26 protein-coding genes are annotated in these 26,837 nt (G+C 64.2%); 9 read left to right on the top strand and 17 right to left on the bottom strand.

What is annotated here, in order from left to right; genetic code table 11:
* Positions 1 to 216 precede the first annotated feature (216 nt).
* The 16 genes from aspS to B3H64_RS06570 form a co-directional block, all read right to left on the bottom strand.
* Positions 217 to 1,992, bottom strand: a complete 1,776-nt coding sequence (aspS, locus tag B3H64_RS06495; protein WP_050617513.1) for an aspartate--tRNA ligase — start codon at positions 1,990 to 1,992, stop codon at positions 217 to 219.
* Positions 1,993 to 2,115: 123 nt separating this feature from the next.
* Positions 2,116 to 3,465, bottom strand: coding sequence for a histidine--tRNA ligase (gene hisS, locus B3H64_RS06500; protein ID WP_286733894.1), 1,350 nt, complete (start codon positions 3,463 to 3,465; stop codon positions 2,116 to 2,118).
* 305 nt (positions 3,466 to 3,770) lie between these two features.
* Entirely contained in the window at positions 3,771 to 4,655 is an 885-nt protein-coding gene (locus B3H64_RS06505; RefSeq protein ID WP_286733896.1) for a hypothetical protein, read from the bottom strand.
* Positions 4,656 to 4,657: 2 nt separating this feature from the next.
* Positions 4,658 to 5,074 carry a methylglyoxal synthase gene (locus B3H64_RS06510; protein WP_050617516.1) on the bottom strand — a complete coding sequence of 139 codons (417 nt, stop codon included), beginning with the start codon at positions 5,072 to 5,074 and terminating at the stop codon, positions 4,658 to 4,660.
* A gap of 14 nt (positions 5,075 to 5,088) precedes the next feature.
* A complete protein-coding gene (gene minD, locus B3H64_RS06515; protein ID WP_238073075.1) occupies positions 5,089 to 5,829 on the bottom strand; it encodes a septum site-determining protein MinD in 741 nt (246 codons plus the stop codon).
* Positions 5,830 to 5,956: 127 nt separating this feature from the next.
* A complete protein-coding gene (gene rsmG, locus B3H64_RS06520; protein ID WP_050617518.1) occupies positions 5,957 to 6,667 on the bottom strand; it encodes a 16S rRNA (guanine(527)-N(7))-methyltransferase RsmG in 711 nt (236 codons plus the stop codon).
* A gap of 4 nt (positions 6,668 to 6,671) precedes the next feature.
* On the bottom strand, positions 6,672 to 7,028 hold the full coding sequence (locus B3H64_RS06525) for a hypothetical protein (protein WP_050617519.1): 357 nt from the start codon (positions 7,026 to 7,028) through the stop codon (positions 6,672 to 6,674).
* Entirely contained in the window at positions 7,021 to 7,437 is a 417-nt protein-coding gene (gene mscL, locus B3H64_RS06530) for a large-conductance mechanosensitive channel protein MscL (RefSeq protein ID WP_050617520.1), read from the bottom strand. Before mscL ends, B3H64_RS06525 begins: the two co-directional genes overlap by 8 nt.
* Positions 7,438 to 7,491: 54 nt before the next feature.
* Positions 7,492 to 8,796 carry a serine--tRNA ligase gene (serS, locus tag B3H64_RS06535; protein WP_050617521.1) on the bottom strand — a complete coding sequence of 435 codons (1,305 nt, stop codon included), beginning with the start codon at positions 8,794 to 8,796 and terminating at the stop codon, positions 7,492 to 7,494.
* Between the two features lie 44 nt (positions 8,797 to 8,840).
* Positions 8,841 to 9,413, bottom strand: coding sequence for a hypothetical protein (locus tag B3H64_RS06540; protein ID WP_050617522.1), 573 nt, complete (start codon positions 9,411 to 9,413; stop codon positions 8,841 to 8,843).
* A complete protein-coding gene (locus B3H64_RS06545) occupies positions 9,410 to 10,321 on the bottom strand; it encodes a ParB/RepB/Spo0J family partition protein (protein ID WP_050617523.1) in 912 nt (303 codons plus the stop codon). Before B3H64_RS06545 ends, B3H64_RS06540 begins: the two co-directional genes overlap by 4 nt.
* Before the next feature lie 35 nt (positions 10,322 to 10,356).
* On the bottom strand, positions 10,357 to 11,133 hold the full coding sequence (locus tag B3H64_RS06550) for a ParA family protein (protein ID WP_050617524.1): 777 nt from the start codon (positions 11,131 to 11,133) through the stop codon (positions 10,357 to 10,359).
* Between the two features lie 147 nt (positions 11,134 to 11,280).
* Positions 11,281 to 12,087 carry a ParB/RepB/Spo0J family partition protein gene (locus B3H64_RS06555; protein WP_050617525.1) on the bottom strand — a complete coding sequence of 269 codons (807 nt, stop codon included), beginning with the start codon at positions 12,085 to 12,087 and terminating at the stop codon, positions 11,281 to 11,283.
* Between the two features lie 173 nt (positions 12,088 to 12,260).
* Positions 12,261 to 13,601 (bottom strand): butyryl-CoA:acetate CoA-transferase, encoded by a 1,341-nt coding sequence (locus B3H64_RS06560; protein ID WP_050617526.1) that lies wholly within the window; start codon positions 13,599 to 13,601, stop codon positions 12,261 to 12,263.
* 230 nt (positions 13,602 to 13,831) lie between these two features.
* Complete coding sequence (locus B3H64_RS06565; protein ID WP_286733905.1) at positions 13,832 to 14,689, bottom strand: YitT family protein; 858 nt, start codon at positions 14,687 to 14,689, stop codon at positions 13,832 to 13,834.
* A 32-nt stretch (positions 14,690 to 14,721) separates the two neighbouring features.
* Positions 14,722 to 16,404 carry an S-layer homology domain-containing protein gene (locus tag B3H64_RS06570; protein ID WP_286733908.1) on the bottom strand — a complete coding sequence of 561 codons (1,683 nt, stop codon included), beginning with the start codon at positions 16,402 to 16,404 and terminating at the stop codon, positions 14,722 to 14,724.
* A 250-nt stretch (positions 16,405 to 16,654) separates the two neighbouring features.
* On the opposite strand from B3H64_RS06570, the gene B3H64_RS06575 reads away from it, so the two are divergent.
* The 5 genes from B3H64_RS06575 to B3H64_RS06595 all read left to right on the top strand — a co-directional run bounded on the left by B3H64_RS06575 (position 16,655) and on the right by B3H64_RS06595 (position 22,529).
* Positions 16,655 to 17,227 (top strand): xanthine phosphoribosyltransferase, encoded by a 573-nt coding sequence (locus tag B3H64_RS06575; protein WP_050617529.1) that lies wholly within the window; start codon positions 16,655 to 16,657, stop codon positions 17,225 to 17,227.
* Positions 17,228 to 17,476: 249 nt separating this feature from the next.
* Positions 17,477 to 18,733 carry a BMP family ABC transporter substrate-binding protein gene (locus B3H64_RS06580; RefSeq protein ID WP_050617530.1) on the top strand — a complete coding sequence of 419 codons (1,257 nt, stop codon included), beginning with the start codon at positions 17,477 to 17,479 and terminating at the stop codon, positions 18,731 to 18,733.
* A 156-nt stretch (positions 18,734 to 18,889) separates the two neighbouring features.
* Positions 18,890 to 20,443, top strand: coding sequence for an ABC transporter ATP-binding protein (locus tag B3H64_RS06585; RefSeq protein WP_050617531.1), 1,554 nt, complete (start codon positions 18,890 to 18,892; stop codon positions 20,441 to 20,443).
* Complete coding sequence (locus tag B3H64_RS06590; RefSeq protein ID WP_050617532.1) at positions 20,440 to 21,549, top strand: ABC transporter permease; 1,110 nt, start codon at positions 20,440 to 20,442, stop codon at positions 21,547 to 21,549. Before B3H64_RS06585 ends, B3H64_RS06590 begins: the two co-directional genes overlap by 4 nt.
* Positions 21,546 to 22,529: an ABC transporter permease gene (locus B3H64_RS06595; protein ID WP_050617533.1), complete on the top strand. Its 984-nt coding sequence runs from the start codon at positions 21,546 to 21,548 to the stop codon at positions 22,527 to 22,529. Before B3H64_RS06590 ends, B3H64_RS06595 begins: the two co-directional genes overlap by 4 nt.
* A gap of 397 nt (positions 22,530 to 22,926) precedes the next feature.
* Here the strand turns inward: B3H64_RS06595 and tadA are convergent, their stop codons facing one another.
* The gene (tadA, locus tag B3H64_RS06600) at positions 22,927 to 23,397 is read right to left on the bottom strand and encodes a tRNA adenosine(34) deaminase TadA (RefSeq protein WP_050617534.1); all 471 of its coding nucleotides are present in this window, start codon (positions 23,395 to 23,397) and stop codon (positions 22,927 to 22,929) included.
* A gap of 118 nt (positions 23,398 to 23,515) precedes the next feature.
* On the opposite strand from tadA, the gene B3H64_RS06605 reads away from it, so the two are divergent.
* The 4 genes from B3H64_RS06605 (at position 23,516) to B3H64_RS06620 (ending at position 26,788) form a co-directional block, all read left to right on the top strand.
* Positions 23,516 to 24,091 carry a manganese efflux pump MntP family protein gene (locus tag B3H64_RS06605; RefSeq protein WP_242853678.1) on the top strand — a complete coding sequence of 192 codons (576 nt, stop codon included), beginning with the start codon at positions 23,516 to 23,518 and terminating at the stop codon, positions 24,089 to 24,091.
* A gap of 4 nt (positions 24,092 to 24,095) precedes the next feature.
* The gene (gene yqeC, locus B3H64_RS06610; RefSeq protein ID WP_286733918.1) at positions 24,096 to 24,806 is read left to right on the top strand and encodes a selenium cofactor biosynthesis protein YqeC; all 711 of its coding nucleotides are present in this window, start codon (positions 24,096 to 24,098) and stop codon (positions 24,804 to 24,806) included.
* Positions 24,794 to 25,585, top strand: a complete 792-nt coding sequence (yqeB, locus tag B3H64_RS06615) for a selenium-dependent molybdenum cofactor biosynthesis protein YqeB (RefSeq protein WP_050617537.1) — start codon at positions 24,794 to 24,796, stop codon at positions 25,583 to 25,585. Before yqeC ends, yqeB begins: the two co-directional genes overlap by 13 nt.
* Before the next feature lie 93 nt (positions 25,586 to 25,678).
* A complete protein-coding gene (locus tag B3H64_RS06620) occupies positions 25,679 to 26,788 on the top strand; it encodes a hypothetical protein (protein ID WP_286733921.1) in 1,110 nt (369 codons plus the stop codon).
* The last annotated feature ends 49 nt before the right edge of the window (positions 26,789 to 26,837 follow it).

Consider the following 26,837-nt stretch of genomic DNA (forward strand, 5'->3'; position numbering starts at 1 on the left):
ACCAGCGCAATATGCAGCTCGTCGAGCTGCTTTTGGCTGGCCCCGCAAAATCAAAATTTTGCGGGGACCCCAATTTTTTTGGTGCGGAGGCAAGTCAATTGCCCCCGCACCAAGGTTTTGCTTCACAAAACGCTTGTACGGCGCGTTTCGCGCCGCCCCGCTTTGCGGGGCCCCGGTCAGCCCAAAGCAGAGGCAGGCTCCTGCTTGTGAAGGGGCTTACTCCTCCGGCCTGACCAGCGCAATATGCAGCTCGTCGAGCTGCTTTTGGCTGACTTCGGAGGGCGCGCCCATCATCAGATCCTGGGCGTTCTTGTTCATGGGGAAGGGGATGATCTCCCGGATGGAGTCCTCGCCGGCCAGCAGCATGACCATCCGGTCCACGCCGGGAGCGATGCCGGCGTGGGGGGGCGCGCCGTAGCAGAAGGCGTTGTACATGGCGGGGAACTTGGCCTTCACGTCGTCCTCGCCCAGGCGGACCAGCTCAAAGGCCTTGATCATGATCTCCGGGTCGTGGTTCCGCACCGCGCCGGAGGAGAGCTCCACGCCGTTGCATACCAGGTCGTACTGGTCGGCGGTGATGGTGAGGGGATCGATCTCGCCCCGCTCTGCCCGGAGCAGTACCTCCAGTTGGCCCTTGGGCATGGAGAAGGGATTGTGGCAGAACTCCAACTGGCCGGACTCCTCGCCGATCTCGTACATGGGGAAGTCAGTAATCCAGCAGAACTCGTAGCGGGCCTGGTCCATGTGGTGGGGGGCCAGGGTGGGCAGCAGCTTGATGAGGGCGCCGGCAGTCTTTTGGGCGGCCAGCGTTTTCCCGGCGGTGAGGCCCACGAAGGTATTGGGCTTCAGGCCCAGAGTGGAGATCACCTGGTCCCGGATGGGCTGGACAAACTTGGCGATTCCGCCTACGATCTCCCCCTTTTCGTCCAGCCGGAACCAGTAGCACTTGTTGCCGGTCTGGACCTCCACGTCGGCGCAGAGCTTGTCGATCTGCTTCCGGGTGGCGGTAAAGTCGGTGACGGGCACGGCCTTGACCACATTGCCCTCAAAAGGCCCGAAGCCGCAGCCGCCCAGCAGCGCGGTGGCGTCCACGGCGGTCAGGTCGATGCGTAGGTCGGGCTTGTCGGAGCCGTAGGTCTCCATGGCCTCGGAAAAGGGGATCCGCCGGAAGGGGGCGGAGGAGGCGACGCCGTACTTGCCGTATTTGGCGAAGATGGGGGGCAACACGTCCTCCAGCACGGCGAACACGTCCTCCTGGGAGGCAAAGGCCATCTCCATATCGAGCTGGTAAAACTCGCCGGGGGAGCGGTCGGCCCGGGCGTCCTCGTCCCGGAAGCAGGGGGCGATCTGGAAGTAGCGGTCGAAGCCGGAGGCCATCAGAAGCTGCTTGAACTGCTGGGGGGCCTGGGGCAGGGCGTAGAACTTGCCGGGATGGTTCCGGGCGGGCACCAGGTAGTCCCGGGCCCCCTCGGGGGAGGAGGCGGTGAGGATGGGGGTGGTGATCTCCAAAAAGCCGTGCTCGGTCATGGCCTGACGCAGGGCGGCCACCACCTGGCAGCGCAGGATGATGTTGGCCTTGACCTCAGGGTTGCGCAGGTCCAGGTAGCGGTACTTGAGGCGGGCGGCCTCGTCGGCCTCCCGGCTGCGGTTGATGGGGAAGGGGAGCTCGTTGTAGCGGCAGCGGCCCAAGACCTCGATCTGGGAGGGGACCACCTCGATGTCGCCGGTGGGGAGCTTGGGATTCTTGGAATCCCGCTCCCGTACCACGCCCTCCACCGAGAGGGTGGACTCCTTGTTGACGGATTTGACCCGCTTCATCATATCCTCGGTCTCGATCACCACCTGGGTGGTGCCGTAGAAGTCCCGGAGGATGACGAAGGCCAGGTTTCCTCCTACCTCCCGGATGTTTTCCATCCAGCCGACGATCTTCACCTGCTGTCCCACGTGCTCCATGCGGAGCTCGTTGCAGGTATGGGTGCGGGATTGCATCATAAAATCAACTCCAAATTGTAATATATAATGTGAAAAGTACAAACTGTATCATAAGAGGGTCTTTCGTTGGAAGACTGCGCGTCATGCGGGTTTCGTTCTCCACAGGGCGGAGAGGAAGAGGGCTTATTCCCGGTCCCGGATGGGGGTCCCCACGCCCAGCCCGGCCACCTTCTCGACCAGCCAGCCGGGGGCTGCGGTCAGGGCCACCGATTCCTGGACGCCGGAGGCCATGTCCTTGAGGGAGACCACGCCGTTTTTCACCTCGTCCTCCCCCAGGAAGGCCACGAAGGGAACCTTGAGCTTGTCGGCGTAGTTCATTTTGGCCTTAAACTTCTTGTTCTCGGTGTAGAGCTGGACGCGTATCCCCTGTTCCCGCAGGGCCGTGGCCAGAGAGACGGCGGGGCCCAGGTCCTCGGTCATGGGGAGGACCAGCACGTCGGCGGGGGCGGTGAGCACCTCCTGGTTCAGGTACCCCTGATCCTCCAGCACGAAGAACAGGCGGGTCAAGCCGATGGAAATACCCACGCCGGGGAGTTGTTTATCGGTATAATATTCCGCTAAGTTATCATATCTGCCGCCGGAACAGATGGAACCGATCTCCGGGTGGTCCAGCATGACGGTCTCGTAGACGGTGCCGGTGTAATAATCCAGGCCCCGGGCGATGGTCAGGTCCACCATGAAGTGGTCCTGAGGCACGCCGAAGGCGGCCATATACCGGACCACGGTGGACAGCTCGTCGATGCCGGTATCCAGCAGCTCGTTGTGTCCCCGGTAGGCCTCCAGGGCCCCCATGGGGTCGTCGGTGCGCAGCAGGTCCAGCAGCTTGTCGGCCGCCGAGGCCTCCACGCCGAAGTCGTCCACCAGGATGGCCTTGACCTTGTCCGGGCCGATCTTCTCCAGCTTGTCCACCGTCCGCATGACGTCCCCGGCCTTTTCCTCCAGCCCCAGCAGGGCGAACAGGCCGTTGAGCACCTTGCGGTTGTTGACGCGGATCTTGAACCGGCGCAGGCCCAGGGCGGTGAAGGTCTTGTAGATGATAGAGGGGATCTCGGCCTCGTTGGCGATGTCCAGGGAGCCGTCCCCGATGATGTCGATATCGGCCTGATAGAACTCCCGGAACCGGCCTCGCTGGGCCCGCTCTCCCCGGTAGACCTTGCCGATCTGGAAGCGGCGGAAGGGGAAGGAGAGTTCGTTCTGGTGCAGGGCCACGTACTTGGCCAGGGGGACGGTCAGGTCGAAGCGGAGGGACAGGTCGGTGTCCCCCTTGGTGAAGCGGTAGATCTGCTTCTCGGTCTCACCGCCGCCCTTGGCCAGCAGCACCTCGCTGGCCTCGATGAGGGGGGTGTCCAGGGGGGTGAAGCCGTAGAGGGAGTAGGTACGCCGCAGCTCGGCTACCATCCGGTCGAAGAACACCTGCTTTTCCGGCAGTAATTCCATGAAGCCGGAGAGGGTGCGGGGTTTGAGTTTGGCCATTTTCGTTCTCCTTTCAAGCAAAAAAATGCTCTCATCCCGTATATGGGACGAGAGCATCCAAAGATACTTCGTGGTGCCACCCAATTTCAGCGGAGAAGCTCCGCCCTTGCGCCTTCTGTTGCGGGAAGGGGACCGCGCCCGTCTCCGGGCCCGCTGCTGGGGCCGTCTTTCGCCCGCTCCTTGCCGTTCAGCGCTCTCAGCCAAAGGCGCCGTTCTCTGTCCGGGGGTGCTGCGGGGTACTCATGCTCCGTCTTCGCGGTGCTGCTGCACAGCATATTATATTACTTTGGCAGAAAAGTCAACCATCAATCCCAGGCGGGGCGTAGGGTTTCCATGCCGCTGCTGGTGCCGGCGGTGTTTCCGGACTGGGAAAAGCCGCCCACGCTGTTGGGCCCGGTGAGCAGCAGTCCGCCGGAGGTGGTGAGCTCGGCCCACACCTCATAGTGCCCCTCCCGGTCCCGCCAGTCGCCCAGGTCGGCGGCGTAGAAGGTATAGCTTTCCCCAAAGTGCTCGGTGGGGAAATCGGCCGCAGCCGTCATGGGGAACCGGGCCAGCTCCGCGTTGCTGCCGCTCTCCCGGAGGACCACCTCCAGGGACTCCACCTGTTTCGGGTCCAGATCCAGCCCCAGATAGAATTGGGAGCGGTCGGGCAGGTTGTAGAGGTCCCCGCCCCAGCAGGAGGCGGTCTCCACACTCAGCAGCTCGTAGGTGGAGAGGGGGTCCAGGGTCTGGATGCGCCGCCCGCTGTCGGAGAGGAAGCTGACCACGGGGGTATAGCTCTCCTGTAGGGGCAGTTCGGCCGATGCGGTCCAGCGGGTGCCGGTCTCGTCGGGGCGGAAGTCCGCCGTCCGGGCCCCGTCCACCGTCAGCAGCAGGGTCTCGTCCTGTCGGAGCTCCCTGGGGACCACCGTCACCGTCAGGGTGACGGTCCCGCCCACGTAATCCAGCGCGGCGCTCTGGCTGGAGAAGAGGCTGCCCTGCTGCTCCAGCCGCTCCAGCAGGCGGCTGTGCTGGTTGTCCACGTGGTCCCGGAAGAAGGCGATGCGGTTGTCGGTCTCGGTGCTGCGCAGCTCAAGCTGTTCCCGGAGCCCGCGCACCTGGATCACCAGCCATACGTCCATCGCCAGCAGAGCGGCAAATACCAGCAGGGCAACGGCGGCGCAGAGGGTATGGGCCTTGCGCTTATCCACGGTCAGACCTTGAAGGGGGTCGTCTTGGGGGAGACGATGTCGCGCCAGTCCAGGTCGCCCCGCTCCAGACCGTGGATCAGCATCTCGGCGGTGGCCACGTTGGTGGCGAAGGGGATGTTGTACTGGTCGCACAGATTGGTGATATATTTCAGGTCGGCGTCCAGGTCATTGGATTGGGGGTCGGAGAAGAAGAGGACCATGTCGATCTCGTTGTAGGCGATCCGGGCCCCGATCTGCTGGCTGCCGCCGTGTTCGTGGGAGAGGAAGAGGTACACCGGCAGTCCGGTGGCCTCGGCCACCAGCTTGCCCGTGGTGTTGGTGGCGCAGACGGTGTGCTTGGAGAGGATGCCGCAGTAGGCGATGCAGAACTGCACCATCAGCTCCTTTTTTCGGTCGTGACTCATTAGTGCGATATTCATCTCAAAACCCCTTCTCAGCGGATTTTCATCAGAGGGACCCGCTCCCCCATGATGCGCTTTGCGATATTCAGATAGGCAATGGCCGCGCCTTTGCGGGAGAACAGGATCAGCGGCTTGGAGGTATTGGCGGCCAGGATGACCTGGGGATCTTCGGGGATGACGCCCAGCAGGGGGAGCCCCGCCTCGTCCATGGCGTCGTCGATGGTGGTGCGCAGCCGGCGCATCAGCTTGGGCTGGATACGGTTCATCACCAGGTGGATGGTGTCCAGGCGCTTGCCCAGCTCGGCCACCGTGCGCTGGGCGTCCCGGAGGGCGGAGGAATCGTTGGTGGAGACCACCACAGCCCGGTCGGCCCCGCAGACCGCCAGCCGAAAGCCGGAGCCGAGCCCGGCGGGGGAGTCGATGAGGACGTAATCAAACTGAGACCGGGCCTGGTCCAGCAGCGTCCGCATGGCCGCCTCCGGCAGTCCCTCCCGGGGAGGGGAGAGGGGTGCGGTCAGCAGGTGCAGCCCCTGGATGACGGGATGGGGGACGGCAGCCCGCTCCAGCGAGCACCGGCCGGACAGCACGTCGGTAAAATCCATCAGGGCCCGGTCGGTCATACCCAGGGAGATATCCAAATTCCGCAGGCCGATGTCCAGGTCAATGCACAGCACCCGCCGGCCCAGCGCCGCTAGACAGGAGGCTGCGCCGCCGGTAAGGGAGGTCTTTCCAGTGCCGCCCTTGCCCGACGTGATTACAATTACGGTACCCATACGGTTCCCCCTGTCCGATGTAACATTATAGCATTATAGAACAATGATTGTAAACCATTTTTGTGGAAAACAGAAAAAAGTTCTGAAAGGGGTAAAATTGGCACGACCAATGCTGGCAGGAGGTCTGCTAAAGTGGGGCCTTTTGAATCTTGGCCCAGCGCCTGGGGTAGGGTTTGGGGGTGGGGGCCGTCTTTTCGATGACGGCCACCCGCCGGATGACGTCGGTGCCGGGGATGGTGTAGGTGTAGTCCTCCAGCCGCCGTCCGCCCAGAGTCTGGATGGCCGTTCGGGCGGCGTCCAGCTCTTCCTGGCTGTCGGCGGCCTTCATGGCCAGGAACCGGCCGCCCACCCGCACGAAGGGGAGGCACAGCTCGCACAGCACCCGCAGGTCGGCCACCGCCCGGGCGGTGGCAAAGTCGAAGTGATCCCGGAAGCCGGGCTTCAGCCCCTGCTCCTCGGCCCGGGCGTGGACGATCTCCACGTCCTCCAGGCCCAGGCGGGAACAGACCGCGGCCAACCAGTCCAGCCGCTTGGCCAGACTGTCCAGCAGTGTGAGCTTGAGCTCTGGGCAGAGCAGCTTGAGGGCCATGCCGGGAAAGCCCGCCCCGGTGCCCACGTCGATCAGGGTCCTGCCGGACAGGTCTCCGGCGCAGCCCAGCAGGGCGGCGGAGTCCAGAAAGTGGAGCCGGGCCACCTGCTCGGGGTCGGTGATGGCGGTGAGGTTCATGACCTTGTTTTGTTCCAGCAGCAGCCCGGCGTAGGTCTCCATCTGTTCGGCCGCAGCGGGGGGCGGGGTGAGGCCCAGCCGGGCCAGGCCCTGGGCGAGGAGCTCTTTCATGGTTTCAGCCTCCGAAGTTTGCGGCCAGCCGGTAGAGCCCGGCGGCCAGGTTGCACAGGGCCAGCAGAATGCAGGCCGCGGTGATGAGGATGCAGGCGGGCAGGCCGCCCTTGCCCTGGCCCTGGCGGAAGCGGAGCACGGCGGTGGCGACCAGGCCCAGCAGGGCGGGGACCAGCAGGACGGGGCCGATGCCGTTCAGGATGCGGGCGGTGGCCAGATAGTAGGTGAAGGTGAGGGTGAAGATCACCATATAGGCGATGCCCACCCAGGCCCAGGCCCGCTTGACCGGGGTGGCGTAGACCACCGGCGGCCGGGGTTCCTGTTCGGGGGAGCCGGGGTCGAAGCGGGGGGCATCAGACATGCTTGTCGTTCTCCTTCAGCAGGTCGCGGATCTCCATCAGCAGGGCTTCCTCATGGGAGGGCTCGGGCGGCGCAGGGGGCTCGGCCAGGGCCTCCTCCTTCTTGCGGTGGAAGGAGTTGATGCCCTTGATTAGGCAGAATACCACAAAAGCCATAATGAGGAAGTTCAGAATGGCCTGGATAAAATTGCCATATGTAATCACCGCGGAGCCCACGGTGACGCTGAGGTCTGCAAAGGAGTTTTCACGGACAAAGATGCCGATGATGGGCATGATGATGTCGGCGGTGAGGGAGTCGGCAATGGCCTTGAAGGCGCCGCCGACGATGACGCCGACCGCCATATCCATTACATTGCCGCGGGCGATAAACTGTTTGAATTCTGCGACAAATCCGCTTTTTTTCTCTGCCATAAAATCTGCCTTCTTTCTAATGTGATTTGGATGGGCGGTTTCGACCGGGGCTGCTTACTTTCGGGGGATCAGGACCTCTTTGCCGCCCATATAGGGCTGGAGCACCTTGGGGATCTTGACGCTGCCGTCGGCCTGGAGGTTGTTTTCCAGCAGGGCGATGAGCATCCGGGGAGGGGCCACGCAGGTGTTGTTGAGGGTGTGGGCCAGATAGGTCTTGCCGTCCTCGCCGCGGTAGCGGATCTTCAGCCGCCTGGCCTGGGCGTCGCCCAGGTTGGAGCAGGAGCAGACCTCAAAGTACTTCTGCTGGCGGGGGGACCAGGCCTCGATGTCGCAGGACTTGACCTTCAGGTCGGCCAGATCGCCGGAGCAGCATTCCAACTGCCGCACGGGGATGTCGAAGTTGCGGAAGAGCTCCACGGAGAAGCGCCACAGCTTTTCGTACCAGTCCCTGGAGTCCTCCGGCTTGCAGACCACAATCATCTCCTGCTTTTCAAACTGGTGGATGCGGTAGATGCCCCGCTCCTCAATGCCGTGGGAGCCCTTTTCCTTGCGGAAGCAGGGGGAGTAGGAGGTGAGGGTCTGGGGGAGCTTGTCCTCGGGGATGATCTGGTCGATGAACCGGCCGATCATGGAGTGCTCAGAGGTGCCGATGAGGTAGAGGTCCTCGCCCTCAATCTTATACATCATGCCGTCCATGTCGGTCTGGCTCATGACGCCCTCCACCACGTTGCCGTGGATCATGAAGGGGGGGATGCAGTAGGTAAAGCCCTTGTCGATCATGAAGTCCCGGCCGTAGGCCAGCACCGCCTCGTGGAGGCGGGCGATGTCGCCCAGCAGATAATAGAAGCCGGAGCCGGACACCCGCCCGGCGGCGTCCATGTCGATGCCGTCGAAGGACTCCATGATGTCGGTGTGATAGGGGACCTCAAAGTCGGGCACCAGGGGCTCACCGAAGCGCTCCACCTCTACGTTGGCGGAGTCGTCGGGCCCGATGGGCACGGTGGGGTCGATGATCTGGGGGATGACCAGCAGGATCTTGCGGATCTCCGCTGCCAGCTCGGCCTCCCGGCCCTCCAGCCAGGCCAGCCGGTCGGCGTCCGCCTTGACCTCGGCCTTGAGCGCCTCGGCCTCCGCCAGCTTGGAAGGGTCCTTCTTGGACTGGCCCATCAGCATGCCCACCTGTTTGGACTTGGCGTTGCGGGCGGTGCGCAGGGCCTGGGCCTCCTGAATGGTGTCCCGGTTCTCCTGGTCCAGAGCGATCACCTGATCCACCAGGGGAAGCTTTGCCTCCTGAAACTTCTTTTTGATGTTTTCTTTGACCGCCTCGGGGTTTTCCCGGATGAATCGAATGTCGAGCATGTTGGTTCAACCTTTCTTATTTTGTTCCACGTGAAACATTCACATTATTCTAACCAGTCCACAAGCTGGCGATAAGCCTCCAGAGGGTCGTAAATTTCCAGCTCCTCCTCGGTCATGGCGGAGCGGATGCCTTCCAACGCCTTCTCCGTGGAGGCCGCCCCGGCCTCGCCCCATTCCTCCAGCAGGGCCCGGGCCTCCCGGTAGCGCCCCTGGTTATAGAGGGCCCGGAGCTGATTCAGCCGCATCAGGGCCAAGTTGGCCTCGGTTGCCGTCGACTGCTGCTCCTGGTTTTCCTGTGCGGCGCGGACGGCGTCGTTCAATTCGGACTGAAGCTCATCCAAGCGTGTTTGGAGTTCCTCATTCTGCCGCTTCAGCCCATCCCGCTCCGCAATCAGGTTGTCCAGGGACTGGACGGCGGAGTTGGAGGTCTGCTGCAGGTCGGCGATGGCCTCCTGATTGGCCCGCTGCTGCATAAAATAGGACAGGAGCAGTAACAGAAAAGCGGCGGCGATCAGGATGACCAGATAGGTCATCACCGAGAGCTTTTTGTGGGGCTTTTCGTGTTCCGCCGCGTGCTGGAGGGAGACCTGTTCTTCCTTGTCGCTTCCCGTGCTCACCGCGCGCCCCCTCCTTTGCCGCTTGCGAGGCGCGTTTCCAACTGGTCCAGCAGAAGGGTCAGGTCCTCGTCGTTGTAAAATTCAAATTCCAGCCTGCCCTTCTTGGGACCCATGGTGATGGAGACCTTGCGGCCCCAGTGGGTGGACAGCTCCTTGGCGGCGGCGTCCCGGTACAGCTTCATGGGGTCCACCGGCTTTTCGCCGCCGCACTCGTCCAGCTCCTGCTGCTCCCTGGACAGCCGTTTGGCCAGGGCCTCGGTCTGCCGGACGGAGAGGCCCTCCTCCACCACCTTGCGGGCCAGCCGCTTTTGCAGCTCCCCGGCCGGGGCGGCCAGAATGGCCCGGGCGTGCCCGGCGGAGAGCTTGCCCTCCTCCAAGAGCTGGCACACCGCGTCGGGCAGAGCCAGCAGGCGCAGGGCGTTGGCCACGGCGGGACGGGATTTGCCTACCCGCTGGGCGGTCTCCTCCTGGGTGAGGCCGTAGTCCTCCATCAGAGATCTGTAGCCCTGGGCCTCCTCCATGGGGTTCAGGTCCTCCCGCTGGAGGTTTTCGATGAGGCCCAGCTCCATGACCTTGCGGTCGTCGGCCTCGATGATGACCGCCGGGACCTCGGCCAGCCCGGCCAGCTTGGCCGCCCGCCAGCGCCGCTCCCCGGCGATGATCTGATAATAACCGGAGGCCAGCCGCCGGACGGTGAGGGGCTGGATGATGCCGTGCAGCCGGATGGAATCGGCCAGATCGGCCAGGGATTCCTCGTCAAAGCGTTTCCGGGGCTGCTTGAGGCCGGGCTCCACCTGGGCGATGGGGAGGGAGACCGAGCCGCCCTCCTGGCTTTGCAAGGCGGCGTCGCCCAGCAGAGCGCCCAGGCCCTTTCCAAGCCCCTTGCCCAGGCCGCGTTCGGATGCCATGTGATCAGTCCTTTCTGGTGAGAATGGATGCGGGGTCATAGCCGGGCGGCAAGGCAGCGGTTTTTCTCCAGCAGCTCCTCCGCCAGGGACCGATAGGCCTCGGCGCCCCGGGAGAGGCTGTCGTAGGCCGTTACCGGCTTGCCGTGGCTGGGGGCCTCGGACAGCCGGACATTCCGGGGGATGACCGAGGCGTAGACCTTGCCGGGGAAGTGGCGCTTGACCTCCTCCGCCACCTGCATGGATAGATTGGTCCGGCCGTCGTACATGGTGAGGACCACACCCTCCAGGTCGATGGAGGGGTTCAGGGACCGCTTGACGATCCGGATGGTGGACAGCAGGTCGCTGAGGCCCTCCAGGGCGTAATACTCACACTGGACGGGCACCAGAATGGTGTCCGCCGCGCACAGGGCGTTGAGGGTGAGCAGCTCCAGGGAGGGGGGGCAGTCCACAAAGATGTAGTCGTAATCCTCCTGGAAGGAGGACAGGGCCTGCTTCAGCAGGTATTCCCGCCGGTCCATGCCGATCATCTCCACCGTGGCGCCGGCCAGCGCCTTGTTGGAGGGGATCACGTCGGCCCAGGGGGTGGGGACCACCGCTTTGCGGCAGTCGGCGCCGTCGATGAGCACGTCGTAGATGGAGGGGGAGGCGGCAGTCTTGTCCACGCCCAGACCGGAGGTGGTGTTGGCCTGGGGGTCGAAATCGCAGACCAGCACACGGATCCCCAGCAGCTTCAGGGCCGCGGCCAGGTTCACACAGGTGGTGGTCTTTCCCACGCCCCCTTTTTGGTTGACTATCGCAATGGTTTTCGCCATAGGGCACCCGCTCTCTTTCTATCATTTGCAGAACTTCTACCATTATAATGCGTAATATGGTTTTATTCAACTGAGAAAAGCGAAAAAGAGCGCCAATGTTTCACGTGAAACATTGGCGCTCTTTTGATACCCGGTCTGCCCGGCCCGTTACGAGGCCGCCTTGGGAATCTTGATGGTCAACAGGATGGCGTCCTCCGTCTCCTGCCGGCCATACTCCGCGTTCACCCCGGCATCCTTCATCATGGACAGCCCCTTGGTCACGGTGTTGAGAAAGAGCCGCACGTCCTTAAGAATAAAGGTGGGCTTTTTCTTCCGGGGGGGAGGGGGAGTCAGCCGGGCCTCGATATAGGCCTCGGTCTGGGCCACGGTCAGATGGTGGTCGATGACGTACTCGAGCACCTCCCACTGCTGCTCCTCGGTCTCCAGGCGCAGCAGGGCCCGGGCGTGGCGCTCGGTGAGCCCGTTCTGGCGCAGCCGGTCCAGCAGCCGGGGAGAGAGCTTCAGCAGCCGCAGCTTATTGGCCACCGCCGACTGGGATTTGCCGATGCGCCGGGCGGCCTCATCCTGGGACAGGTCATAGGTGTGGATCAGCCGGTCCAGCGCCATGGCCTCCTCCAGAAAATCCAGGTCCCGGCGCTGGAGGTTCTCCACCAGGGCCAGCAGAGAGGAGCACACGCCGTCCACGTCGATGACAATGCAGGGAACCTCGCTGAGCCCGGCCATCCGGGCTGCCCGCAGACGGCGCTCGCCGGAGACCAGCTCAAAGCTCCCGTCCACCTTCCGGACGGTCAGAGGTTGGAGGACGCCGTGCTCCCGGATGCTGGCCGCCAGTTCCTCCAGGCCGTCGGGGGAAAAGCGCTTCCGCGGCTGGTTGGGATTGGGGTGCAGAACGTCCGGGTGAAGGTAGATGACACGGCCCGTCTCATACAGGCCCTTTCGACGTAAAAGTGGCATATGGGCGGCCTCCCTTTTTGTTGGATACCCATATTTTACCATAAATTCCTGTAAAAGCAGTCGAACCGCGTCGAGTGGGAAATCTTTTGCGGACAGACCATTTCCCGGGGAAGAGCGCAGGGTCTGCCCGCAAAAAAAGAGCCCGGCGGGGATGCCGCCGGGCTCTGGAGGGATCAGCGCTTGTTGGAGCGCTTCCAGATCTTCATCTGCTCCGCCTGGGCGATCAGCTCGTCCCGGAAGTCGGGATGGGCCACGGAGATGATCTTCTCCGCCCGCTGCCAGGTGGCGGTGCCCTTCAGGTCCACCATGCCGTACTCGGTGACCAGGTACTGGATGGTGGAGCGGGGGTCGGTGACGATGGACCCGTTGGCCAGGGTCGGGATGATCCGGCTCTTCAGCGTCCCGTCCTTGCCCGCCACAGTGGAGGACATGCAGATAAAGCTCTTCCCGCCGTTGGACAGGTAGGCCCCCATCACGAAATCCAACTGTCCGCCCGTGCCCGAGATGTGCTTGAGACCGGCGCTTTCGGCGTTCACCTGGCCGAACAGGTCCAGGTCGATGGCGTTGTTGATGGAGATGAAGTTGTCCAACTGGGACAGGACCCGCACGTCGTTGGTATAATCCACCGGCGCGGCCTGCACGTGGGGGTTGCGGTTGACGTACTCATACAGCTTTTTGGTGCCGGCGGCAAAGGCGTACACCTGACGGCCCTTGTCCAGGTTCTTCCGGGCGCCGGTGATCTTGCCCGCCCGGGCGATATCCACGAAGGCGTCCACGTACATCTCGGTATGTACGCCCAGATCCCGCAGGTCGGACTGGGCGATCATCATGCCCACGGCGTTGGGCATGCCGCCGATGCCAAGCTGGAGGCAGGCGCCGTTGGGAATGGCGGGCACGATCAGCTCCGCCACGGCCTGGTCCACCTCCGAGGGCGGGCCGCCGGCGCCCAGCTCGGCCACCGGGGGATTGTCCCCCTCTACGATCTTGTCCACGTCCATGATGTTGATCTCGCTGCCCGTCAGGCCGTTCACCCAGGGCATGTTCTGGTTGACCTCCACGATGATATGCTTGGCAACGGACAGCATGTCGGACAGATGGGAGGCGGCCAGGCCGTAATTAAAGTTGCCGTGCTCGTCCATGGGGCTGACCTGGATCATGGCCACGTCCACCGTGACGTTCTCACGGTAGAAGCGGGGCAGCTCGGAATAGCGCATCGGGCAGAAGTACCCCATCCCCTTGGCCGCGATCTTCCGGTCCACGCCGCTCATATGCCAGGCGTTCCAGGTAAAATGCTCGCCGGCGTCGTCTGCCTTGCAGATCTCCGGCATCCACATCGTCACGCCGCCGCGGACGTTTACGTCGGTCAGCTCGTCCTTTCGGGCCGCCAGCGCCCGGTCCAGGGCCACGGGGTGATTGGTGCACCAACCATAGTCCACCCAGTCGCCGGACTGGATGATCTTGACGGCCTCGGCAGCGGTGGTCCGCTTTTTCTGATATTCGGCTTGATAATCCACTCGATCCACTCCTTTTTTATTTCTTCCACATACAAGAGACCCGTATGATGAAATACAAATCGAAAGCTGAAATATTTTCATTGGAAAGCGCAAAAAAGTACATAAAAACAGAGCAATCCGCACAAAAACGGGAGCATAGGACCATATTACCTGAGAAAAGCAAAGCTGTCAAGAAAAAGAAAAGAGGCCCCGGTCCGGAACGCCGCTCTGGACCGGGGCCGAAGCCGGGCTCAGGCCCGCAGGAAGCCTTTGCCGAAAATCTCGCTGGAATTGGTGACGATCATGAAGGAATGGGGATCGTGCTCCTTCAAATAGCGGCGCAGCAGCACCGCCTGCCCCCGGGTCAGCACCGTCAGCACCACCCAGTGCTCCTCCAAGGTGTAGGCCCCCTGGGCACGCCAGATGGTAGCGCCCCGGGCCAGGTCGTGGGTGATGAACCCGGAGACCATCCGGGGATCGGAGGTGATGATGATAAAGGCCTTGCGGCGGTTGAGGGACTCGATGACGCTGTCCACCAGCACCGACTTGAGCACCAGGCCCAGCAGGGAGCAAAGGCCTGCGGTGATACCGAAGAGGAACAGGGCCGCGGCGGCGATGACGATGTCAGTGTAGAGCAGGGCGTGTCCCACGTCGGTGCCACTGTACTTCTTCAGGATCATGGCCGCGATGTCGGTGCCGCCGGTGGAGGCGTCCAGGTTGAACAGGATGGCCGAGCCTAGGGCGGGCAGGAGGACGGCGAAAAAGAGCTCTAGCATGAGCTCGCCGGTGAGGGGGCCGTCCAGGGGGCACAGCCACTCAAACACCTGCACCAGGCCGGAGTACAGCAGGGAGCAGTACACCGTCCGCAGGCCGAAGCCCTTGTCCAGCAGCAGAAAGCCTAGAATCAGAAACAGGATATTGATGATGGTATTGAACGCGGATGGGGTGAGCCAGGGCACGTGGATGACCGCGCCCAGCAGAATGGACAGGCCCGACACCCCGCCCATGGAGAAGTGGTTGGGAAACTTGAAGAAGTAGACTCCCACCGACACCAGCGTGGTGCCGAGGGTCATCAGCAGAAATTCCTGGACAAGCTTTTTGGGGCGCATGCCAATCGTCTCCCGTCCGTGGTGAGGATAAATCAGGGCCGCTGGGCTAAAATGGCGGGCCACACGTCGTAGTACAGCGCGGCGTCCTCCGCATAGCTGGGAATGTTGCCGACACGCCACAGCGAGACGCCGTTGACGCCGAACATCCGGGCCAGCTCGATTTTGTCGGTGACGCTGCGGGCGTCCTCGTACCAGAGCTGATAGCGGACGGTCCCGTCGTCCCCGGTGTAGACGGCGCAGGGGTTGCGGTCACCGGCGTCGTAGGTGATGACGGTGTCCGGCTGGGCCAGGCGCCGGGCGATGGTGGCTTGAGCCGGGTGATAGATGGTCTGGCTGGCCAGCAGACCGTTGCCGTCCACCTGGAACCCGGCGGTGCCGAAGGAGATGGCCAGGGCGATCTTGCTCCGGTCCTGTACGCCGGTGGCGGCGTCGGTGATGGAGGAGAGGGCCCGGAAGATGCTGGGGAAGGGGGTCACCGGGGAGTCGGGAGCCCGGACGCCCACATAGCCGTCGGGCACGGAGGTCCACTGGTAGTCGTGGGCCATCAGGATGACCTTGTCGCAGACCTCGCCGATACCCCGGTAGTCGTAGCCCTTGTACCAGTCGTCGGGGGGCACGCAGACGTAGAGAGTCTTGTCCGCCGGCAGGGCGGCCCGGAGCCGGGTGAGAAAGGCCACGAAGGGAGCGCGCCAGTCGGCGGACTTCATACCCTCGAAGTCGATGGTGATGCCGGCATAGTCGGCCGCGGCGGCGGCCAGGGCCGACACCGCCTGCTCCCGGCCGGCCTCGGTATTCAGAACCTGGTCCAGGGCGCTGGTCTCGCCCCCCCCGGACAGGGTGAGCTTGGCGGTGTCGGCGTAGACGTTCAGGTTATACGGCGTGCCATTCCCCTGGAAATAAGAGGTGGCGGCGGAGGCGTCGTTGGGCTTCACCCAGTCGTTGCCTCCGGCGCTGGTGGAGTTGAGCCACGCGCCGTTGGTCTCGTCCCAGCTCATACGGGCCCAGCCCACACTGACGGCGTCCATGTCGGCGGTATAGGCGATCTGGGCGTAGGAGGAGAAGGCGTAAAACCCATGGAGCCAGTTTACCCGGGCGGTATAGCGGTCATACACCCGCACCAGCATGGCCGCCGCCTGCCCCCGGGTGGCGAAGGAGGCGGGCTGGAACAGGGTCTGACCCGTCCGCTCATCCACGATGCCGTTGGTCATGCCGATGGCGGCGGCCACGGTGATGTGGCCGGCGTTCTCCGTCACGTCGGGGAAGGGAGCCCCCGCGGCGGCCAGGCTGTCGGCCAGCGTGTCATAGCCCAGGGCCCGCACCAGCATCACCGCCATGTCCGAGCGGGTGATGTAGCCCATGGGGTGGAAGGCCGTGTCCGCGTCCAGCACCCCGTGGGCACGGGCGGTCTCCACGGCGGCGTAGTACCACGCGTCGGCCGGGACGTCGGTGAAGGAGGGGACGGCGGGGGTCACCGTTTCCCAGCCGAACATGCGCTGGAGGATGGTCACAAAGGACGCCCGGTTCAGCGTCTCCTCGGGGCGGAAGGTGCCGTCCTCCAGACCCTGGACCAGACCGCAGTCCGACGCCTTGACCACGTCGTCATGGGCCCAGTGCTCCAGAGAGACGTCGGGGAACTCCACCGCCAGAGCCGAGGCGGACAGCAAGCAGAGCAGAACGGCGCAGATCATCAGCGCGGGAATTTGACGCTTGAGCATGATAAGAAAAACCTCCAAACGGAACACACAAAGGGGCGGATTCTGTCGCAGCCCCTATTGTAATGCTTATGGGGCAAAGCCGCAAGCCCTAAAAAACGGCTGCGGGCGCTGCGGCTTGGAAACATTCCGTGAAAAGCCCGGATATGACCGCCGCTTTTTGTGCAATTTGCTTGATTGAAGGGCGCGGCGTTTTCCTGTAAAATGAAGATAGTTTTTTCCATTACGAAAGATAGAGACAGGAGAAGGGGCCATGGAGCTTTTGGAGGAGCGCATCCGCAGGGACGGAAAGATTCGGGGCGGCGACGTGCTCAAGGTGGACAGCTTCCTGAACCACCAGATGGATGTGAGCCTCTTTGCCGAGATCGGCAAGGAGTTCCGGCGCCTGTTCGGCGACTGCGGGGTCACCAAGATTTTGACCATCGAGGCATCGGGGATCGGGATCGCGTGCGTGACTGCGCAGTTTTTTGGTTGCCCGGTCATCTTCGCCAAGAAGAACAAGACCAAGAACATCGCCGGGGACGTGTATACCTCCAAGGTGGAGTCCTTCACCCACGGCAAGGTCTACGACATCATCGTGGCCAGGGAGTTCCTGCGCCCGGAGGACCGGGTGCTGCTCATCGACGATTTCCTGGCCAACGGCAGCGCCCTGCAGGGGCTTATCAAGCTGGTGGAGGACGCCGGGGCCACCCTGGTGGGCGCCGGTATCTGCGTGGAGAAGGCCTTCCAGCCCGGCGGAGACCGCATCCGCTCCATGGGCGTGCGGGTGGAGTCCCTGGCCCGGATCAAGTCCATGAGCGAGGAGACCGGCGTGGAGTTCTGCTGAACAAGGGAACGAAACGGATGCCCGGCGTCAGACGGGCGGAGTGGAACGAACTTTGTTCCGACGACATAGGTTCTACGTATGCTGCCGCAGCCAAGAAGGGACGCCTTCTTGGGATGAGCGGATGGAAGCCAGACGGCTGCCAGTCGGCGATATGCGGTATCAGGATATCCCGGCTATGGCAGCCGTTTTTACATAGCGCATACGGGTATCACGTTCCATAAACCAACCAGAAATAAGGAGGAACCAGAAATGAAAAAGCGCATTCTCGCCCTGCTCCTGGGCGGCGTCATGGTCCTGGGCCTGGCCGCCTGCTCCAGCTCCGGCAGCCAGAGTCCCTCTCCCAGCGCCTCTGCCCCCGCCGCCTCCGCTCCCGCAGGGTCCACCCCCGCCGAGCCCGCCTCCGCCGTCAAGGTGGGCGGCATCATGCTCCACGACGAGAACTCCGGCTACGACATGGCCCACATCGAGGGCCTGACCACCGCCTGCAAGAACCTGGGCCTGGACCTGGACACCCAGCTCATCATCAAGTACAACGTGCCCGAGGATGAAAACTGCTACGACGCCGCCGTGGATCTGGCCGAGCAGGGCTGTACCATCATCTTCTCCGACTCCTACGGCCATCAGAGCTACATGCAGCAGGCCGCCTCCGAGTTCGAGGACGTGATCTTCGTCTCCTGCACCGGCGACAACGCCGCCGCCTCCGGCCTGGCCAACCTGAAGAACATCTTCCCCTACACCTACGAGTCCCGCTATGTCTCCGGCGTGGTGGCCGGCATGAAGCTCAAGGAGCTCCTGGACGCCGGTACCGTCACCGATCCCTACGTGGGCTATGTGGGCGCTTACCCCTATGCCGAGGTGGTCTCCGGCTACACCGCCTTCTTCCTGGGCATCCGGTCCATCGTCCCCGAGGCCCACATGGACGTGCAGTACACCCAGTCCTGGTACGACCCCGCCAAGGAGTCTGAGGCCGCCAACGCCCTGATGGCCCGCGGCTGCGTCATCATCGGCCAGCACGCCGACTCCACCGGTGCTCCCTCCGCCGTCCAGGCCGCCCTCGACGGCGGCAAGACCGCCTACTCCGTGGGCTACAACGTGGATATGCTCTCCGTGGCCCCCGCCGCCGCCCTGACCTCCGCCCAGAACGTCTGGTCCGTCCTGTACCAGACCACCCTGGACAAATTCCTCAAGGGAGAGGAGATCCCCGCCGACTTTGCCACCGGCATCAAGGACGGCGCCGTGTCCATCTCCGCGCTGGGCCAGTCCTGCGCCGAGGGCACCGCCGAGAAGGTGGAAGAGGTCTGGGCCGGCCTGAAGGACGGCAGCCTCAACATCTTTGACTGCGCCAACTTCACCGTGGGCGGCGAGCACCTGACCTCCTACACCGAGTCCTACGGCATGAACGGCGCCGAGACCATCACCGACGGCGTGTTCTACGAGTCCGTCATCCGCTCCGCCCCCTACTTCGACCTGCGCATCGACGGTATTACCGAGCTCACCGCCGAATAAATTTCATAAAGTACACCACAAACCGCAATGGAGGGCTTGGCAGCAAGCCCTCCATTTTGGTACAATAGAATGGTACATGAAACCATGGCCCCGCCTGGATTCCGGGAAGGCCAGGGAGAAAGGGTGAATTGCTTGGCAACCGTAAATGTAGTCCAGATGCGGGGCATCACCAAAACCTTCGGCGCCGTTGTGGCCAACCACAAGGTGGATCTGGACATCCGCCAGGGGGAGATCCTCTCCCTGCTGGGAGAGAACGGCAGCGGCAAGACCACGCTGATGAACATGCTCTCGGGCATCTATTTCCCGGACGAGGGCGAGATCGCGGTGAACGGGCACCCCGTCACCATCCGCTCCCCCAAGGACGCCTTCGACCTGGGCATCGGCATGGTCCACCAGCACTTCAAGCTGGTGGACGTGTTCACCGCCGCCGAAAACGTGGCCCTCGGGCTGAAAAACGAGGGGCGGCTGGATCTCAAGGCGGTCTCCGGACGCATCCGGGAGATCTGCGCCAAGTATGGCTTCCAGGTGGACCCGGACCAGAAGATCTACGACATGTCGGTATCCCAGAAGCAGACGGTGGAGATCATCAAGGTCCTCTACCGCGGGGCCGACATCCTCATCCTGGATGAGCCCACCGCCGTCCTCACCCCCCAGGAGACCGACCGCCTCTTCGATGTGCTGCGCAACATGAAGGCGGACGGCAAGTCCGTGGTCATCATCACCCACAAGCTCCACGAGGTCATGGCCATCTCCGACCGGGTGGCGGTGCTGCGCAAGGGGGAGTACATCGGCGATGTGGCCACCCAGGACACCGATCCCCAGAAGCTCACCGACATGATGGTGGGCCGGGCGGTCACCCTGAACATCGAGCGGCCGGTAGTGGAGAAGCGGAACCTCCGCCTGGAGGTCCGGCACGTCACCGTCCTGTCCGACGAGGGGGTCAAGGCCCTGGACGATGTGTCCTTTGAGGCTTACGGCGGGGAGATTTTGGGCATTGCCGGCATCTCCGGCAGCGGGCAGAAGGAGCTGCTGGAGGCCATCGCCGGGCTCCAGAGCGTCCAGAGCGGCGGCCACATTCTCTACCACCCCCCCGCCCCCGATGAGGCCATCGCCGGGCAGCACGTGCCCGTGGATCGGGCGGGAGAGGAGCTCATCGGCAAGGACCCGTTGCAGATCAGAAAGATCGGCGTCTCCCTGGCCTTCGTCCCCGAGGACCGGCTGGGCATGGGCCTGGTGGGGGACATGGACATGCCGGACAATATGATGCTCAAAAGCTACCGGGCCGGCCGGGGACCCATGCTGGACCGCCGGGCCCCCAAGACCCTGGCCCAGCAGGTCAAGGATGAGCTGGAGGTCATGACCCCCAGCCTGTCCACCCCGGTACGTCGCCTGTCCGGCGGAAACGTGCAGAAGGTGCTGGTGGGCCGGGAGATCGCCTCCAGCCCCACCCTGCTCATGACCGCCTACGCCGTTCGGGGCCTGGACATCAACACCTCCTACACCATCTACCACCTGCTCAACGAGCAGAAAAAGAAGGGCGTGGCGGTGGTCTATGTGGGCGAGGACCTGGACGTGCTGCTGGAGCTGTGCGACCGCATCCTGGTCCTCTGCGCCGGGCACGTCAACGGCATCGTGGACGGCCGCTCCGCCACCAAGGAGGAGGTCGGCCTCCTCATGACCAATCTGAAAAAGGAGGATGAGCGCGCATGAGTACCCCGGCTGTCCACAAAGAGCCCGTCCTCCGCATCGCCAAGCGGGACGGCCTGCCCCACTGGAAGGGCTGGCTGATCCGCGTCGCCGCCGTGGTCCTGGCCCTGATCCTCAGCGGCGCCTTTATCTACGCCATCACCAGGCTCAACCCGGTACAGGTCTACGAGGCCATGTTCGAAGGGGCCTTCGGCTCCTCGCGCCGGAGCTGGGTCACCATTCGGGACGCCATGATGCTGCTGTGCATCGGCATCGGCCTGGCCCCCGCCTTCAAAATGAAGTTCTGGAACATCGGCGCCGAGGGGCAGATCCTGGTGGGCGGGTGCATGACCGCCGGGCTCATGCTCGCCCTGGGCGGCACCGTGCCCACTCCGGTGCTGCTGGTCATCATGGCCATCGCCAGTCTGTGCGCCGGGGCGGTGTGGGGCATGATCCCCGCCGTGTTCAAGGCCCGCTGGGGCACCAACGAGACCCTGTTCACCCTCATGATGAACTACGTGGCCATCCAGATCACCTCCTACTGCGTGGCCCTGTGGGAGAACCCCTACGGCTCCAACGTGGTGGGCATCATCAACCAGAGCACCAAGGACGGATGGTTCCCCGAGCTCTTCGGCCAGGCCTACGGCCTCAACGTCCTCATTGTGGTCGTCCTCACCGTGGGGATGTACATCTATCTGAAGAGCTCCAAGCAGGGCTATGAGATCGCCGTGGTGGGCGAAAGCCAGAACACCGCCCGCTACGCCGGCATCCGGCTGTCCAAGGTCTTTATCCGCACCATGGCCATCTCCGGCGCCATCTGCGGCCTGGCCGGCTTCATCGCCGTGGCCGGAGCCAGCCACACCATCTCTACCTCCACCGCCGGGGGCCGGGGCTTTACCGCCATCATCGTGGCCTGGCTGGCCCAGTTCAACACCTTCGTCATGGTGCTCATCTCCTTCCTGCTGGTCTTCCTCCAGAAGGGCGCCAGCCAGATCGCCTCCCAGTTCAAGCTCAACGAATTCGCCTCCAACGTCATCACCGGCATCATCCTGTTCTGCATCATCGGCAGCGAGTTCTTTATCCAGTACAAGCTGATCTTCCGCGGGAGAAAGGAGGCCCACCACTCATGATCGACATCCTGTCGCTGCTTCAGGCCTCCATCGTCTTCGGCACCGTGATCCTCTACGGCGCCCTGGGGGAGATCATCACCGAGAAGTCCGGCAACCTGAACCTGGGCGTGCCCGGCATCATGTACCTGGGCGGCATCGCCGGTCTGGCCAGCGCCTTCGGCTACGAGCTGTCCACCCCCACCCCCAACCCCGCCGTCTGTCTGGCGCTCTCCTTCGTCTGCGCCTTCCTGGCCGCCGCCGCCGGAGGACTGCTCTACTCCTTCCTCACCATCACCCTGCGGGCCAACCAGAACGTCACCGGCCTGACCCTCACCATCTTCGGCGGAGGCGTGGCCAACTTCTTCGGCGGCGCCCTCAACACCATGGCCGGCGGCGTGGGCCAGATCTCGGTGGCCACCACCTCCGCCGCCTACCGGGCCAACATCCCCGCCCTGGCCAACCTGGGCGCGCCCGGCCGGCTGCTGTTTAGCTACGGCTTTATGGTCTATCTGGCCATCCTGCTGGCCGTGCTGCTGCGCTGGTTCCTCAACCGCACCCGCATGGGCCTCAACCTCCGCTCGGTGGGCGAAAACCCCGCCACCGCCGACGCCGCCGGCGTCAACGTCATCCGCTACAAGTACCTGGCCACCTGCATCGGCGCGGGGATCTCCGGCCTGGGCGGGCTGTACTACACCATGGACTACATCAAGGGCACCTGGGCCAGCGAGGGCACCATCGAGGCCCTGGGCTGGCTGGCCGTGGCCCTGGTCATCTTTGCCGTGTGGCGGTCCCTCAACGCCATCTGGGGCGCCTACCTGTTCGGCTTCCTCACCTGGCTGTACCTGTATATCCCGGGCCTGAGCCGCTCCAGCCAGGAGCTGTTCAAGATGCTGCCCTATCTGGCCACCATCCTGGTGCTGGTGGTGGTGAGCCTGCGGAAAAAGCGGGAGAATCAGCCGCCGGCACATCTGGGGCTGTCCTACTTCCGAGAGGAAAGATAAGCGAACAAAACGCCGCCCGCCGCAGCCGATGGAAACGGCTGCGGCGGGCGGCGTTTTTTCCGGACAGCAAAAGCCGGACGCCTGCTCCTGACGTCCGGCTCTGCCAAAGGAAAGAGGATACAATGAAATGAAAAGAAACTGTCTCTTGCAAGTGTTATGATACCCAAGAGTTGTTAACAATCAAATCTTAAGTTGTTACAAGAGCATTAAATCTCGGGGGTTTTTCGTAAAGTTGACGTAATGCAGCCAAACTGCCCCTCCGGGCGTGAAAAAGCAGCGGTCAGGCCGCTGCTTTTTCACAGGATCGGAGGATAGAATGAAAAGAAGTAATGTCTCTTGCAACACGAAGCATACAGAGGTATTGTTAAAAAAAGTAGCTGGAGTTGTTACAATTGTTTTAATTCTGGGGAAAATTCGGGGAATTTTTGCGCAGATCATGGAAAAAATCCTGGAGCAGAGCGGCGCACTCCTCTTTCAAGACCCCGCCGTATACCCGGGGGCGGTGGTTGAAGCGCTCGGCAAACAGGTCCAGCACCGAGCCGCAGGCCCCCGCCTTCTCGTCCCGGGCCCCGTAGCACACCGTGCCCACCCGGGCGTTGATGATGGCCCCGGCGCACATGGGGCAGGGCTCCAGCGTCACGTAGAGGGCGCAGTCGTGCAGATTCCAGCCCCCCACCGCCCGGCAGGCCTGCCGGATGGCCTCCACCTCCGCGTGGGCCACCGCGTCCCCCCGTTCCTCCCGGCGGTTGCAGCCCCGGCCGATCACCGCCCCGTCCTTTACCACCACGCAGCCCACCGGCACGTCGCCGTGCCCGGCGGCCTCCTCCGCCAGGGCCAGGGCCTGACGCATATACTCCTCCCGCTCCATAGGGGACCCACCTGCCTTTCTCTCCCCGCTATTGTACCCGGTTTTGGCATGGGGCGCAAGGCTCTGGCATAATGTGTACAGGTGTGCTATGATATCAAACAGGAAAACAGGTGATCGCGTGGAACAGGCCGTCTTTCTCCTCCTCATCGCCCTCAGCCTGGCGCTGGACGCCTTTGCCGTGTCGGTATCCAGCGGGGTGGCCGTCCCCGGCTTTGGGCCGGCCCAGGCACTCAAGCTGGGCGTGTGGTTCGGGGCCTTCCAGTTTGCCATGCCCCTGGCGGGCTGGCTGCTGGGCACCGGGGTCAGCGCCTATGTGGAGGCGGCGGACCACTGGATCGCCTTTGCCCTGCTGGCCCTCATCGGCGGACGGATGGCGGCAGGGGCCCTGGTTCAGGGCTGCGGGACCCAGGCGCGGCCCGAGCCGGCCGCCCTCACGCCGGGGCGGCTGACGGCCCTGGCGGTGGCCACCAGCATCGACGCCCTGGCGGTGGGCGTCTCCCTGACGTGCATGGAGGTGGACATCCTGACCGCCGCCGGGGTCATCGGGGCGGTGGCCTTCTGCCTGTCGGTGCTGGGGGGATTGCTGGGCCGGCGGCTGGGCTGCCTCTTCCAGCGGCGGGCCGAGCTGGCGGGCGGAATCGTCCTCATTCTGATCGGGGTCCGAATTTTGATCGAGCATCTGACGGGAGGGTAAGGACATGGAGCTTTGGCGCAGGCTGGCCCTGGACCCGGCGGCCCACCGGCTGGTGACCCTGGTGGGGGGCGGCGGCAAGACTACCCTGCTCTATGCCCTGGCGCGGCAGGCGGTGGACGCGGGCTACACCGTGGCCGTCACCACCACCACCCACATCCTGCCCCATCCCGGGCTCCCGCGGTCCGAACGGCCCACCCGGGCCCTGCTGGAGGCCCGGCGGGCGGTGACCGTGGGGACGGTGGGGGAGAAGGGCAAGCTGACCGGCCTGGAGAACCCGGCGGCCCTGCTGGACCTGGCCGGCGTGGTGCTGGTGGAGGGGGACGGGGCCAACCGCCTGCCCCTCAAAGCTCCGGAGGAGTGGGAGCCGGTGATCCCGCCGGAGAGCCGGGCGGTGCTGGCCGTGGCGGGGCTGGACGCGGTGGGCCGCCCCATCGGGGAGACCTGCCACCGGCCGGACCGGGCGGCGGCCCTGGTGGACAAGCCCCCGGACGCCCTCGTGACGGCGGCGGACGCGGCCCGGCTGCTGACCCACCCCCTGGGGGGGCGCAAGGGGGTCCCGGTCGGTGCGGCCTTCCGGTGCGTGCTCAACAAGGCGGACACGCCGGCCCGCCGGGCCGCCGGGGAGGTATGCGCGGCCCAGATTCGGGCCATGGGCCTTCAAGCCGTGCTGACGGCATTTCGGGAAGAGGAGCGTGACGGAAAATGCTGGTTTTGATCAAAGGGGCCGGGGACTTGGCCACCGGCACGGCGGTGCGGCTGCACCGGGCGGGGTTCCGGGTGGTGATGACCGACATCGCCCGGCCCACGGCGGTGCGGCGGACCGTGGCCTTCTGCCAGTGCATGTATGACGGGACGGCCCAGGTGGAAGGCATCGCCGCCCGCCGGGTGGAGACGGCGGAGGAGGCCGCGGCCTGCCTGACGGCGGGAGAGGTCCCCGTGCTGGCCGACCCGGAGGCGCGCATTCGGACCGAACTGCCCTTCGATGCCCTGGTGGACGCCATCCTGGCCAAGCGGAACCTGGGCACGGCCCTCACCGACGCCCCCATCGTCCTGGCCCTGGGGCCGGGTTTTACGGCGGGGGTGGACTGCCATGGGGTGGTGGAGACCAAGCGGGGCCACTACCTGGGGCGGCTCATCCTGGCCGGGAGCGCCATCCCCAACACCGGCGTGCCCGGCGACATCGGCGGCTATTCCGCCCAGCGGATCATCCGGGCCACGGCAGACGGAATCTTTGAGCCGGAGGTGGAGATCGGCCAGAGGGTGGAGACCGGAGCGCTGGTGGCCCGGGTGGATGGCACGCCGGTGTACGCCGCCATGCCGGGCATGGTGCGGGGAATGCTCCCCGCGGGCCTGCGGGTCACCCAGGGCATGAAGGCGGGGGACATCGACCCCCGGTGTGAATACGAGCACTGCTTCACCGTCTCGGACAAGGCCCGGGCAGTGGGCGGCGGCGTGCTGGAGGGGCTGCTGTACTTCCAGAGCCGCCGGGGCTGATACCCTTTGTAACCCAATGTAGCCGGAAACGGGGGATTTTTGGAGAAAGACCTGATAGGATAGGGGAGAAAAACGGTCCTGGAGGTCAAAACCATGAAAAAGCTGTCCCTTATGTTGATACTCCTCGCGCTGCTGGGCGCCTGTGCTCCGGCGGGCGGGGAGGCAGACCCCGCGCCGGAGCCCGAGCCCGAACACGCCGCCCTGTATCGCCAACTGGCCCTGTATATCCGCCAGGGGCTGACGGACTACCGGCTGCCGGGGAAATACACCCTGTCCTTCGGGCCCCTGGAGGAGGAACGAGACTACTTCCGAGCGCTGGAGGGGGAGAGCCTGTGCGCCGTGGTGGTGGAGGGGGGCGACGGTCTCCGCGGCGGGGGCTACTACAGCGTGGGCTGGGACGAGGAGGCCGACTGGTATGGCTTTCACAGCCGGTCGGAGCCCTTTTTGTCCGGAGACGAGGGGTACTGCCCCGAGGTGGACCCGGTCTGGACCCTGGAGATCGACACCGAGGCCCCGGCGGCGGAGGTCCCCCGATTCGACACTCCGCCGGTGCCGGTGGAGACGGTGACGGACCATCAGGACCCCTTCCGCACCGGAGGGGACTTCCACCGGGAGACCTACCACTACGTGGACCAGCGGCGAGGGCTGGACGTGATGGCGGACTACCCCCAGATCGGCTGGGTGCGGGGCTGGGACACCGAGGGCGTGGAAAAGTCGGTGGACGACCTGCTGCGGCAGGCGGCGGTGGAGGCGCCCTTCGACTTCGGCGGGGATTACGACATCCGGAAGGACGAAAACGGCGCGACGGAGGGAACCTATCAGATCACCCGGGAGGATGAGAAGTACCTCTCCGTGCGGTTTTACAGCTACTACGACTTCCGCTGGGCCGCCCACCCGAGCTGGGGGGAGCGGGGGGTCACCGTGGACCGGGCGACCGGGCGGCGGCTGGCCCTCACCGACGTGGTGGATTTCGACGGGGACGGCGGGGCCCTGATCCGCCGGTACGACTGGACGCCCCAGTGGACCTGCCCCGGGGGCGAGATGGAGTTCCTGGCCGGGGCGTTTGTGGACTGGGGCGAGAACGGCTATCTGGAGGACTTCTATCTGACGGAGGACAAGCTGGGGCTGATCGTACACTTTGGCCGGTATTACACCTGCATCGAAGCCAGCCTGGACAGCCTGCCCCTCAAGCTGGAGCTGTGAATGGAAAGCAGGGCGGAGGGGCAAGCTGGGAGATACAAAGATACAAAGG

This window comes from Intestinimonas sp. UBA1698 (assembly GCF_002320075.1).
In the GTDB taxonomy this organism is placed as follows: domain Bacteria; phylum Bacillota; class Clostridia; order Oscillospirales; family Oscillospiraceae; genus Intestinimonas; species Intestinimonas massiliensis.